The sequence below is a fragment of the Acidiphilium sp. genome, from assembly GCF_049977125.1.
Classification (GTDB): Bacteria; Pseudomonadota; Alphaproteobacteria; order Acetobacterales; family Acetobacteraceae; genus Acidiphilium.
Genome location: NZ_JBMFGY010000089.1, coordinates 1 through 12,633 on the forward strand (window position 1 = coordinate 1; position 12,633 = coordinate 12,633).

14 protein-coding genes and 1 pseudogene are annotated in these 12,633 nt (G+C 57.0%); all 15 read left to right on the plus strand.

What is annotated here, in order from left to right; all coding sequences use genetic code 11:
- Positions 1-295 precede the first annotated feature (295 nt).
- A complete protein-coding gene (locus ACP5E6_RS12680; protein ID WP_427954604.1) occupies positions 296-1,084 on the plus strand; it encodes a reverse transcriptase domain-containing protein in 789 nt (262 codons plus the stop codon).
- Positions 1,085-1,172: 88 nt separating this feature from the next.
- Positions 1,173-1,280: pseudogene (locus ACP5E6_RS12685) on the plus strand (integrase core domain-containing protein); the annotation flags it as partial.
- Positions 1,281-1,672: 392 nt separating this feature from the next.
- Complete coding sequence (locus ACP5E6_RS12690; RefSeq protein WP_427954605.1) at positions 1,673-2,449, plus strand: HesA/MoeB/ThiF family protein; 777 nt, start codon at positions 1,673-1,675, stop codon at positions 2,447-2,449.
- Positions 2,450-2,571: 122 nt separating this feature from the next.
- Positions 2,572-2,979, plus strand: coding sequence for an SH3 domain-containing protein (locus ACP5E6_RS12695; protein WP_427954606.1), 408 nt, complete (start codon positions 2,572-2,574; stop codon positions 2,977-2,979).
- A gap of 126 nt (positions 2,980-3,105) precedes the next feature.
- Positions 3,106-3,603: a GcrA family cell cycle regulator gene (locus tag ACP5E6_RS12700; protein WP_427954607.1), complete on the plus strand. Its 498-nt coding sequence runs from the start codon at positions 3,106-3,108 to the stop codon at positions 3,601-3,603.
- Between the two features lie 153 nt (positions 3,604-3,756).
- A complete protein-coding gene (locus ACP5E6_RS12705) occupies positions 3,757-4,443 on the plus strand; it encodes a class I SAM-dependent methyltransferase (RefSeq protein ID WP_427954608.1) in 687 nt (228 codons plus the stop codon).
- A 117-nt stretch (positions 4,444-4,560) separates the two neighbouring features.
- The gene (coxB, locus tag ACP5E6_RS12710) at positions 4,561-5,565 is read left to right on the plus strand and encodes a cytochrome c oxidase subunit II (protein WP_427954609.1); all 1,005 of its coding nucleotides are present in this window, start codon (positions 4,561-4,563) and stop codon (positions 5,563-5,565) included.
- 33 nt (positions 5,566-5,598) lie between these two features.
- Positions 5,599-7,191, plus strand: coding sequence for a cytochrome c oxidase subunit I (ctaD, locus tag ACP5E6_RS12715; protein ID WP_427954610.1), 1,593 nt, complete (start codon positions 5,599-5,601; stop codon positions 7,189-7,191).
- Positions 7,192-7,219: 28 nt separating this feature from the next.
- Entirely contained in the window at positions 7,220-8,194 is a 975-nt protein-coding gene (locus ACP5E6_RS12720) for a heme o synthase (RefSeq protein WP_427954611.1), read from the plus strand.
- Positions 8,191-8,376, plus strand: coding sequence for a hypothetical protein (locus tag ACP5E6_RS12725; protein ID WP_427954612.1), 186 nt, complete (start codon positions 8,191-8,193; stop codon positions 8,374-8,376). Before ACP5E6_RS12720 ends, ACP5E6_RS12725 begins: the two co-directional genes overlap by 4 nt.
- Before the next feature lie 63 nt (positions 8,377-8,439).
- The gene (locus ACP5E6_RS12730) at positions 8,440-9,291 is read left to right on the plus strand and encodes a cytochrome c oxidase subunit 3 (protein ID WP_427954613.1); all 852 of its coding nucleotides are present in this window, start codon (positions 8,440-8,442) and stop codon (positions 9,289-9,291) included.
- Between the two features lie 15 nt (positions 9,292-9,306).
- On the plus strand, positions 9,307-10,023 hold the full coding sequence (locus ACP5E6_RS12735) for an SURF1 family protein (RefSeq protein ID WP_427954614.1): 717 nt from the start codon (positions 9,307-9,309) through the stop codon (positions 10,021-10,023).
- Entirely contained in the window at positions 10,020-11,534 is a 1,515-nt protein-coding gene (locus ACP5E6_RS12740; protein ID WP_427954615.1) for a carboxypeptidase M32, read from the plus strand. Before ACP5E6_RS12735 ends, ACP5E6_RS12740 begins: the two co-directional genes overlap by 4 nt.
- 288 nt (positions 11,535-11,822) lie before the next feature.
- Positions 11,823-12,122, plus strand: a complete 300-nt coding sequence (locus ACP5E6_RS12745; RefSeq protein ID WP_427954617.1) for a DUF3253 domain-containing protein — start codon at positions 11,823-11,825, stop codon at positions 12,120-12,122.
- Entirely contained in the window at positions 12,122-12,625 is a 504-nt protein-coding gene (locus ACP5E6_RS12750; RefSeq protein WP_427954616.1) for a DUF1499 domain-containing protein, read from the plus strand. The genes ACP5E6_RS12745 and ACP5E6_RS12750 overlap by 1 nt, the downstream gene beginning before the upstream one ends.
- Positions 12,626-12,633 lie beyond the last annotated feature (8 nt).

Consider the following 12,633-nt stretch of genomic DNA (forward strand, 5'->3'; position numbering starts at 1 on the left):
ATCAAGCAATCGCTCAACAGGCACACTTAAAATCTAAAATGCAACTGTAATGCTAATTGCCAAACCCGGGTGTCTCATTGTCGTTGACACGTTCCGCCGCGCCGATAATTCCGGCGAGGTTGTGTCCGGTGCCGGCACGACCGTCGGCCTCCGGCCGCCGTCCATGCCGGCACCGGACACAACCTCAATGGGAGATGGGGAAACCATGGGCATGATCGATGTAAACCTTTCTCACCCTCAAGTGTAATTTCCCAGGGGGTTCGTGTCTCATCGTCATTGGCACGGAGGGCTCTTGATGCGAGCGGTGCGGCGGCACACGGACTGCCCATGGGTTCTGCTCTACCTTGAACGGTGGCTGCGAGCGCCTGTGCGTATGCCGGATGGGAACCTGGTTGCCCGTGAGAGCGGAACCCCGCAGGGGGCTGTTGTTAGTCCCGTGCTGGCGAATCTCTTTCTCCACTATGCGTTCGATCTCTGGATGCAACGAGAATACCCGACCATCCCGTTCGAACGCTACGCTGACGACGCGATCTGCCACTGCGCGAGCGAAGCCCAGGCGCTTGAGCTACGTCAGGCGCTGGAACAGAGGTTTGCGGCGTGTCGGCTACGGCTGCACCCGGAGAAGACCAAGATCGTCTACTGCAAGGATGCCAATCGCCCCGGGGAATACCCGGAACGATCATTCGACTTTCTCGGCTACACATTTCGGTCGAGATCGGCGATTGGCCGAAACCAAAAGCGCTTTGTCAGCTTCATCCCCGCGGTCAGCGATAAGGCTGCCAAAAGGATACGGCTGGAGGTGCGGCGGTGGCGAATGCATCTGCGCAGTGATCTTGAGCTGGACGAAATCGCCAGATGGACGCGCCCCTTCCTCTCCGGATGGGTGCGCTACTATGGGCGATTTTACCCCTCGAAGCTTCGCGAGGAACTTCGCACGATCGATGCTTTCATCGTGCGGTGGGTGTCTCGCAAATACAAGCGGTTCCGGGGACACACGTTGGCGGCATGGGATTGGCTGCGTTCGCTCAAGCGGCGCAACCCGGCCATGTTCGCCCACTGGACCCTTGGACCAGCGGCTGGATGATGGGAGCCGGATGAATCGAGAGGTTCACGTCCGGTTCTGAGAGAGCGCGGGGCTGCAACGCCCCGCGCCACTCACCTTCACCAAGGCTTATGCCTCGGTCGTCGAGGCAAGGTTCGGGATCGGTTCGTGGATGCGGTTCTACAACAACGAGCGCAAACACCAAGGGCTTGGGTATCAGACCCCGGCCGAAATTTACGAAGCGACGCTGCCCTGTGGATATGTGCACAACGCAAGGGCGTTGCACACATCCCCACAGGGCCCACAACAGCCAGGAAAGGATTCAGTTTTTGAAGGAAAAGTGATAGGGAGAGGCACCGGCCGTCTGGCGGCTTAGCGATAAAGAACTTAACCGGCGCGACTCTCTCTTAAGTCAGTCCAAAAACTGTCCAACCAATGGGGGCCACCCCAATATGCAAACCGAGGCCATGAACAGATCTTACACTGCCAGCCACCGAAATCTTCCCACCCCAGATCGCTACCGCAGCAGAATGATCCAAGGCCACCATATCCCACTACCATTCTACACCACGTTGACAGACGTGATCCGTGCCTCTTGATCGAACGGGCGGGGAATGCAATTCGAGTTGCATGACGATGGATTTCTCAGACTCCGAGATTGTTCGCTACTCGCGCCACATCTTGCTCCGCGAGATTGGAGGTACCGGCCAGGCGAAGCTCCGCGGGGCGTCTGTGCTGATCATCGGGGCTGGAGGGCTGGGCAGTCCAGCAGCGCTGTATCTGGCTGCGGCGGGAGTAGGGCGAATCGGCATCGCCGATCACGACGTGCTCGAGTTGTCTAATTTGCAGCGCCAGATTGCCCATAGGATGGCCGGAATCGGCACTTCTAAGGCGGCCAGCGCGGCGGCCGCGATGCGTGCGATCAATCCCGACATCACGATCGTGCCAATCGCGGTGCAGGTCGATGCCAACACAATTGATGAACTAGTGGCTTCATATGATATCGTCCTCGACGGAACAGATAATTTCGCGACGCGCTTCATTGTAGCGGATGCCTGTGTGCAGGGGCGTAAGACCCTGATCTCAGCAGCGGTACTGCGGTTTGAAGGGCAGATTGCCACGTTCAAGCCGCATCAAGATGTGTCTTTGCCGTGTTACCGCTGTCTTTATCCAGAGGCGCCCGCCGCTGGCATGGTTCCGACTTGCGCTGAGGCAGGCGTACTGGGACCAGTTACCGGGGTGATGGGTGCATTGCAGGCGACCGAGGCGATGAAAGAGATTTTGGGAATCGGAATCAGCCTTGCCGGACGCTTACTGCTGTGGGATGCTTTGGATATGCGGTTTCGCATGATCACAGTGCCGCGCGATCCGGGTTGTTTTGGTTGTTCGACGCAGCACGCAGCGTGAGATGGTTGCGCCGGTGGCGGCGCACATCTCTCCTCATGCTGGGACTTGTTCTGGTAGCGTGGCGCGCGCCTGATCCGGGTCCAGGTCCGGGCCCGGCCAGAGGTAGCGCTACGGGCTGGCCGGTGCCGCGGTTCGAAAGCTTTCGATCCAATCAGATCTATCTGCGCGCTGGTCCCGGTTTTCAGTATCCAATTGTTTGGGTCTATCATCGATACAATTTGCCGGTTGAGATCATCGGCGAGTTCAATGTGTGGCGACACGTCGTAACTCCGGACGGCGGTACCGGATGGGTACATGAGGCGCTGCTGCATCTGACCCGGAGCTTCATCGTGATCGGCGCGCGCCATACGTTGCGTGCCACGCCGACCGCGACCGGTACACCGGTCGCATATCTGGACAAGGGTGTTATCGGTGTGATCCGCACCTGTCAGGCCAATGCCCCGTGGTGCGCCGTCATGGTGGACGGTCGGCATGGTTGGCTGCGCCGTGTGGATTTTTGGGGTAGCTTTTCTGGCGAGGCGATCAAATAGCCAGGATCCGGATTTGGAAAAAAATCGAAGTTTTCCACAGAAATCTGCATCGTCTGGTACCACAATATATTGAGTGCGATCGGCTGACGATATACTCTATCTTGTGGCAACCATGAGGAATGCGACATGGAATGGACAGACGACACGATCATCCGGCTCCGAACCTTATGGGATGAGGGACTATCTACCGCTGAGATCGGTCGACGGCTAAGCGTCTCGAAAAACTCGGTGGTCGGCAAGGCGCATCGGCTTGAGCTCCCAGCCCGACCGTCACCGATCCGCCGGGATGGTGCCGTAGCCACGCTTTCCCGTGAATCAGCGCCGCGCCGGGTATCTGGCCCTACTTTGCCGTCGATGGCCACGGCGAGCGTTGCGCTTCCGAAGATCGTGGCGCGCAGCTTAACCCCGGTTTCGACTCCAACCCGCCCCTCTTTGGTGGCGGCGATGGCAGCGCCGGCTCATCCGACGCCACGGGTACCGTCCTGCTGCTGGCCGATCGGGGAGCCGGGAACGCCAAGCTTCCGTTTCTGCAGCGACGAGGCGTTGCCCAATAAGCCCTACTGTGCTGCCCATGCCGAGATCGCCTATGTTCGTGTGCGTGATCGGCGAGAAGGGGGCGCCTGACGGCGGCTGGATGTTCGTCTGCCCTACTTGCGTGCGGGGCGCGCATCGCTCACAACAGGGGTACGTCCACGAATTTGTGAGGCGTCCTTCTGCGCGCGCTGGGGCCTGATCAGTCGTGCCGGGTTCTGAGACTGACGGGAGCATAGTGCGTTTATGAGCGAAGTCTTTAAAACGGTACCGGCTGAATCAATGGCCGGGTCCGCCAGCCTGGACGCCGATGCGGTGCGCGCTGCCTATCGGCGCTGGGCGGGTATTTATGATTATGTCTTCGGTGCGGTTTCAGCGTCCGCTCGCGCCGAGGCGGTCGCTGCGGTCAACCGCGCGCCGGGGGTTGCTGTTCTGGAGGTTGGTGTTGGTACCGGCCTGGCTCTGCCACTTTATCAAAGCGATAAGCGTATCACGGGCATTGATCTGTCGGCCGAAATGCTTGACCGAGCCCGAAGCCGGGTGCGTCAGCAGGCACTTGCAAATGTCGATCAGTTGCTTGAGCTCGATGCTGAGGATACCGGTTTCGAAACGGGACGCTTCGATATCGCGGTGGCGATGTTTGTCGCCTCAGTGGTTCCGCATCCTATAAAACTCGCCGCCGAATTGCGCCGCGTCGTGCGTCCAGGTGGCACTATCCTATTCGTCAACCATTTCGCTTCCGAATCCGGGCCAGTTTCCTGGGTCGAGCGGGCGATGGCACCCGCGTCACGCGCGTTGGGCTGGCATCCGGATTTTGCGATCGATCGTCTGATCGCGCCTGAAGATGCGGCCGGACTGACCGCGAGGCGAATGCGTCCGTTTGGCTTGTTTCGCCTAGTCTCGATGATCAATCCGCCGCGTGTCGAACGGTGATGCATCACGTCTGGTGAGGGTGCCTTGATCAACGACATGGTGTGTTATATCACCTACTATGAATGCGAATGACGATTTTGTCATCGTCACGAAGCATTAAGGAAACTGAATCCATAAATGAACCAACGCAGTCGTCTTGAACGGCTTGCAGCAACGGAATTGGCGATATTGATGAAGCGATCGACCCGATATTGGCTCCTAGCTCTTGGTTTGGTGACCGCAGCTGCGGTTGTCCAACCCGCGATCGCCGCGGAATTCCCGAAGAATAGCGCGGGATTTCCGATCCATGCGCCGACGAACTGGGAGATGTGGTTTCAACCGGCCGCCAGCCCGATCCAGAAGAGTATCGACTGGATGATGAAATTCGTGTTGTGGATCATGCTCGGCGTGGTCCTTTTGGTCGCCGGCTTGCTTGGTTACATCATCGTCCGCTTCAACGCGAAGCGGAACCCAATTCCCTCGACCACGACCCATAATACCTTAATTGAAGTAATTTGGACTCTGGTGCCGGCACTGCTGCTGATCATTATTTTTGTCCCATCACTCAATATGATTTTTCAACAGTCGGATTATAAAAACCCCTATATGACTGTCCGGGTCATCGGGCACCAGTGGTATTGGGAATACGATTATCTAGGTGTGAAGGGAGTCGATTTTACTTCCTATGCTGTTCCGCCGAATCAGTTAAAGCCTGGTCAAATCAAGCAACTGTCAGTCGATCACCCGTTGGTCGTGCCGGCAAATCGGAAAATTGTGTTCCAAATTACTAGCGGTGACGTGCTGCATTCGTTCTTTATTCCTTCTCTAGGCGTACAACGCTACGCAATTCCTGGACAATACTGGCATCAATGGACGAAAATTGACGCGCCGGGCATCTATTACGGCGAGTGTAACCAAATATGTGGTATGAATCACGACGATATGCCGATTGAAATCGTTGCATTACCGATGGCGCAATTTCAGGCTTGGTTGACTGAAGCCAAGGCCGATGCGGCACAGGGTGATGTCCCGTCCGTGCATAAATATGAGGTGATGGCAGAGGCCGCAGCCGCCAAGGCGGCTGATCTGTCCAACTCGGGCGTCGCGCTCGCCAGTGCGACGCCGCCGGCTGCAATACACTAACGGCTCGTCGGCCATCATCAGGAGTCTATGACCATGTCAGCGACCGCTCTCCACGATAGCCACATCACCCATCGTCAGCCAGGTTTCGTTCGTCGCTGGCTGATGAGCACGAACCACAAAGACATCGGCACCCTCTATATTACTTGGGCGATCATCGCCGGGATCGAGGGCGGCGTGCTGTCAATGATTATGCGGGCGCAGCTTGCTGAACCCAATAATACACTGATCACCAATGGCCAGACCTGGAACGCGATCGTCACGGCGCATGGTTTGCTGATGATCTTTTTTCTCGTGATGCCGGCGTTGATTGGGGGCTTCGGGAACTGGATGGTGCCAATGATGATCGGCGCGCCCGACATGGCATTTCCTCGACTCAACAACATGAGTTTTTGGTTCTTGTTTATGGGATTCATTTTCGTCAACCTAGGCCTCCTAGTCGGTGCTGGCTCCGGGATCGGATGGACGCTCTATCCTCCTTTGTCGGACATTACGTATCAGCCAGGGCCAGCAGTTGATTTCACACTGTTTTCGCTTCACCTTGCGGGCATATCTTCTCTTTTGGGTGCAATAAATTTTATTGCCACCATCTTAAACATGCGTGCCCCCGGCATGAGCATGCACAAAATGCCGTTGTTCGTCTGGTCGATCCTCGTAACTGCCTTTTTGCTACTGCTCGCCATCCCGGTGCTGGCCGGTGCGATCACCATGTTGATCATGGATCGCAACTTCGGCACTTCGTTCTTTGAACCAGCCGGCGGCGGGGATCCGGTGTTGTTTCAGCATTTGTTCTGGTTCTTCGGGCATCCTGAAGTTTATATCATGATATTGCCAGCGTTCGGCATTGTCAGCCATGTCGTATCTACCTTCTCGAAAAAGCCCATCTTTGGCTATCTGGGAATGGTTTACGCTATGGTGGCGATCGGTTTCGTTGGTTTCGTGGTCTGGGCGCACCACATGTTTGTGTCCGGTATCTCGATGGACAGCAAAGTCTATTTCGAGGCCGCAACCTTGGTGATTGCTGTGCCTACAGGGGTCAAGGTGTTTTCCTGGATCGCGACCATGTGGGGCGGTTCCGTCGAGTTGAAGACACCGATGCTGTGGGCGATCGGCTTCATTTTCATGTTTGTTGTAGGTGGCGCAACAGGTGTTGTGCTTGCCAATGCCGGTTTGGATACTGAGCTTCACAATACCTATTTCGTGATCGCACATTTTCATTATGTGCTCTCGATGGGGTCTGTATTTGCTGTTTTTGCGGGGTTCTATTTCTGGATCGGCAAAATGTATGGGCAGCAATATCCCGAATCGTTGGGAAAGCTACATTTCTGGCTGTTTTTCATCGGTGTAAATCTCACGTTTTTCCCGCAGCATTTCCTTGGCCTCGCCGGCATGCCGCGGCGCTACCCCGATTATCCTACCGCATTTGCCGGATGGAACTTTGTCTCTTCGGTTGGTGCGGTCATCTCCGGCGCCAGCACTCTTGTGTTTTTTGTTGTTCTGTTCAAAATTTTCACCGGTAAGCAGTCTTTGGCCGCTAACTACTGGGGTGAGGGAGCGACAACGCTTGAATGGACCGTTCCTTCTCCGGCACCGCACCATACGTTTGAAGATATCCCGGTAATCCGCTGAGTGGACAGCCAACAATCGGATTGTTTGAATGAGTGATACTGTACTGCGAACTAGCGATTCTATCCATATCGGCACGGCCACATCGGTCGCTGAACCCGCCATGTTGGAGCATGCATTCCTGGGTGCTACCACCGCCGATTGGCTTGCCTTGCTCAAACCGCGTGTTATCTATCTCGTTGTTTATACTGGAATTGCTGGGTTGTTGGTGGCTCCTGGTCCGCTCAATCCGGTACTCGCTTTCACGGCAATCCTCTGTATCGCGATGGCGGCGGGAGCGGCCGGCGCGATCAATATGTGGTATGATCGCGACATTGACGCAATTATGCGCCGTACCGCCAAGCGTCCGGTACCGTCCGGGCGGATTTCTCCGCAAGGAGCGCTCGGTTTCGGCGTCGGGCTTTCGGTTCTGTCTGTTTTATTGATGTCGCTCGCAACAAACCTTCTCGCCGCGGCGATCCTCGCTCTCTCCATCGCATTCTACGTGTTTATCTACACGATGTGGTTAAAGCGTCGTACACCACAAAATATTGTGATTGGTGGTGCGGCGGGTGCGTTTCCGCCGATCATCGGCTGGGTTGCGGTGACGGGACATTTGGCCTTGATGCCAATCGTGCTGTTTGCAATCATCTTCATCTGGACGCCGCCGCATTTCTGGGCATTGTCGCTCTTCGCCTCGGCCGATTATGAAAAGGCAGGCGTTCCGATGCTGCCAGTGGTGGCGGGCGCTAAAGTGACTCGTCTTGCAGTCATGCGCTATACGCTATGGCTGGTCCCGGTCTCGTTGCTTCCCTATATTTTGCATGAAGCAGGACCTTTTTATGGTGCCAGCGCACTAACGTTAAGTCTCATATTTGTGTGGTATTCGATCGGCGTGATGCGTGACGCACAGGATAGTAAAGGCGTAAGCCTGACGCGCGATGCCCCGGCGAAGGCCGCTTTCAAATATTCAATCCTCTATCTATTCATGATTTTCGGAGCCCTCGTCGTGGATCATTTCATATGACCGAGGTCGATCGTGCGCCGGTGATCCTGGCCGAGACAAAATGGACGGCGGAACAGCGGGCGGAATTTGACCGTCGTCGGCGCAGTCGCAACTGGGCTCTGTTTGGCGCCATGATAGGTTTATGTCTTTTGATTTACGCAATCGCGGTCGTCAAACTCTATCATGCCGGTCATATGTGGTGACTTTGCGACAATCGGCCGGAACTGCACTGCAACTGATAATTCGCTATTGGGGAGTACGGTGACATGAGCGGTGAACTACACACGGCCGAAGGCCAGATCGCCGGAACGGTGCCTCACCCATACCACATGGTCGAGCCAAGCATCTGGCCAGTCACCGGCGCGATTTCGGCGATATTGATCGCAACCGGCATTATTTTTGTTGCTCATTATAATGATTATTGGTTTCTGATCGCTGGCACTCTCGGCGCCGTCAGCACCATGTTTGTCTGGTGGCGCGATGTGGTGCGCGAAAGCCGCACACCGGGTTTGCACAAGCTCGTGACCCAAATCGGTATGCGCTACGGTATGGCGCTGTTCATCAGTTCCGAAGTGATGTTCTTTGTCTCGTTCTTCTGGGCTTATTTCAATTTTTTCTTTTACCCGACCCATATGGGCTATGCCCACGCACCTGTATGGCCGCCCCAGCACATCACAACGATTGACCCGTTTGCGGTGCCTCTATTTAACACTATGGTTCTCCTGCTTTCCGGGACGACCATCACTTGGTCGCATCACGCTCTACTCGAAAATGATCGTCGTAATATGATTCTTGGACTCGGCGTGACGGTCTTGCTCGGAATCACATTTCTGTGTGGGCAAGGTTATGAATACACTCATTCCCCGTTCAATTTCTATCACGGCGGTATCTTCCCTTCCGTCTTCTTTATCGCAACCGGATTTCATGGCTTTCACGTTATCGTGGGTACGACGTTCCTAGCAGTGAACTTTTTCCGTGCTCTCAAAGGCCAATTCAGCGTCAAGCGCCATTTCGGCTTCGAGGCCGCTGCTTGGTATTGGCATTTCGTTGATGTCGTGTGGTTGTTCCTGTTCGTTTGCATCTATTATTTCGGCCGCAGTGCGATTACCGTCGCCTGAGCAATGGCTCAAGCGATGACCGATCGGCAGCCGCCGCGCCCTCGCTGGCGTCGCCTCATTGGGATAGGTGCGTTTAGTGCGGTGATGATCTGCCTGCTTCTCACCCTCGGGGTGTGGCAGGTCCACCGTTGGCACTACAAGGATAGAATCCAACGCGAGGTGGTTGCGGCACAGGTGCTTCCACCAATCGCGTTGCCGGCAAACCCGACGGCTTATCAAAAAGTGGCGATTACCGGGCATTGGATCTCCGATCGTGCGGCATTTTACGGCGATCAAATTCGCAACTCGCCGGCCGGCCCCCTCCAAGGGGCGCAGCTAATCATGCCGTTTGCTCGCGATGACGGAACGGTCGTCATGGTCGATCTCGGTTGGGTTGCGGGGACCGCACCTGAGCCGGCACCGGTGCCCGCTGGGCCTGCCGTCGTATCTGGTTACGTCCAAGCGGCGCAAAGTTTCGGCCCGTTTGCAGCGAAGAGCAATACCGATAAAAAGATCTTCTACACGCTCAACCCGACCAAGATTGGCGCCGCCCTTGGGCTGCACCGGGTCGCGCCGTTCACGCTGATCATGCTCGGACCTCAACCGATCGCCGGCGGGCCAGTGCCGGCGGCAAGCCTGCCACAACCGCCGAACAACTCGCAGCAATATGCGCTCACTTGGTTTGGGCTTGCCCTAGTCGTGGCAATCGAATTCATATTCTATGCGCGTAAGCGTTTGAAGGAGCCTGCGTGAACCATATCATAAGCAATACCGATACCAACGCCTATCAGCGGCTGACTGACCGTTTTGCCAGAATGGCGACTGTCGAAGAGGCGATGGCGATGCTCAGTTGGGACGAGGCGACAGTGATGCCCGATGGCGGGGCGGCAGCGCGTGCCGACCAGTTGGCGACGTTGTCCGGCGTTGTCCACTCCATGTTAACTGAACCTGCGGTCGCCGATGATCTCGCCGCCGTCGCGGCGTCACCACCCGCATCGGTGGCGGCGCAGCGTAATCTCGATCTCATGCACCGTGCCCATCGACAGGCGACGGCGTTGCCCGGCGATCTGGTCGAGGCACTGACCCGCCAGGCATCAAATTGTGAGAAAATCTGGCGCGCGGCGCGATCAGCGTCCGATTTTGCCATGGTGGCAAAGCCCCTTGCCGAACTGCTCGCGCTGATCCGCGAAAAGGCAGCGGCATTGGCAGCGGCGTCGGGCCTCGATCCTTACGATGCGCTGATCGATGGCTATCAGCCTGGTATTGCAGCGGCGGAAATCACCCCGGTCTTCGCCCGATACGAAACGTTTCTGCATACGGCCCTCCCAGCGGTCGAGGAACTACAGGCCAAGCGTCCACATCGTCTGCCTGGTACGGCGCCGTTTGGCGAGAGCGCACAGGAGGCGCTCTGTCGCAAACTCGCGGCCGGTGTCGGGCTGGAGTTCTCGGGCGCGCGGCTCGACCGCTCGACCCATCCGTTCTGCGGCGGCACCCCGACCGACATCCGAATCACGACTCGCTACGATGAAAACGACTTCGCAGCGGCATTGATGGGAGTGCTGCACGAAACCGGCCATGCACTCTACGAGGCTGGGTTGCCGCGTGAACATGCGCGCCAGCCGTTGGGCCATGCCGCCGGTATGGCCGCCCACGAAAGCCAATCGTTGATCATCGAAATGCAGGCCGCTCGCTCTGAAGCCTATTTGAACTATCTTGGTCCGGTGTTGGCCGAAGCCTTCGGCCAGGATGCCAACGCGTTTTCACCCGTTCGCCTCGCCGCCCGACTGCGCCACGTCCAACGCAGCTTCATCCGGGTTGAGGCGGATGAAATGACCTACCCTGCACATGTCATTTTGCGCTACAGGCTGGAGGCGGCAATGATCGCTGGCGACCTCGCGGTCTCTGAACTGCCCGGCGCCTGGAACGACGGCTTGCATCACTTGCTGGCGGTCACCCCACCGGACGATGCACGTGGCTGCCTGCAGGATATCCATTGGTATTGTGGTTTGTTCGGTTATTTTCCTTCGTACACGCTGGGCGCAATGGCAGCGGCACAACTGATGGCAGCGGCGCGTCGCGCGATTCCATCGATGGATGCCAGCCTCAGCCAAGGGGACTTCATGCCGCTGCTCACGTGGCTGCGAAGCAATGTGCATCGCCATGGTGCGCGTTATGGTTTCAACGACCTTTTGCGTCAGGCGACCGGTAAGCCGCTCGATCCGGCCGATTTCGAAGCCCATCTGACCGCCCGGTATCTGGCGTAATGACCTCATGCGCTTGGCGCGTCGCCCCCTCCGTTCTTTTCGGCTGAGCCAGGGGTCATCCGATCACACCGGCGAACCCGGTCGCGGTGGCCGGCAAAACTACGGTAGTCGTGGCGTCAATAGTTGTTCGCTGCAAATCGTCAGCCGATTTCAGGGGAATGGTTTTTACGACGCGGTCTGGCTCCTTTGTTGGTTGACGGCTGAGACCGTCGAGCGCTGGCGCGCACGATTTGCCCGGGGAGCCAATTCGGGTCAGACGAGTTGGCCATGACAAACAATTTTATGATGATGAACGGGTCGGGCGATGCGGCAGCGTCAGCCGCGATTATGGATTTGGTAAGTGCGGTGGGACCGGTGAAATCAATCTGTCCGACCGAAGTCGCGCGGGCAATGGTCACACGATCGGGCGGCGGGCAATCAGCTGAAAGCGAGGCGTGGCGTCGGCACCTGCCGGAGGTTCGACGGGCCGCGGTACATCTTGCACAGACGGGCAGGATCGACATCTTGCATAAGGGCAAGGTGATTGCGCCGGACGCCGTTCACGGCGTGATCAGGCTTCGTTTACGTTCGAACCAGGAGTTACGGTGATGGGTGTGGGAGTGTTGCCGCTATTGCTGAGCCTGGTTTTTCCGGCATGCGGCAAGATGGGTGCGCAGGGGGTAACGCCACCAGGATTGGTTGACTTCAACCATCTGGTCCTGCCCAAATCACCGAACAAAGCGTTGGCCGCACCAGCAGGGTTTAAACCGACACCGGATTTGATCACGCCGCGTTACCACGTGGCCCCCGCCGCCTTGTTTGCGATTGTCGGACAGGTCGCGGCGAATGAGGCGAGAGTGTTTTCGTTGGACCATTACCCCGCTGATTTGCAGGCGGCCTGGGTAGCGCGCACACCGACCGCGAATTTCCCCGATGTGATCGAACTGGCAGTGCGACCCGATCCTGCAGGCGGGAGTGACTTGATCTTATATTCGCACTCGATTTACGGACAGTCGGATTTCGGGGTGAACGCGGCGCGGGTAAAGAAGTGGCTGGGGGCGATCGAGGCGAAAGTGGTGGCGTCGGCAACTTCATCTGGGACTAGGTCATGAAATTTCTG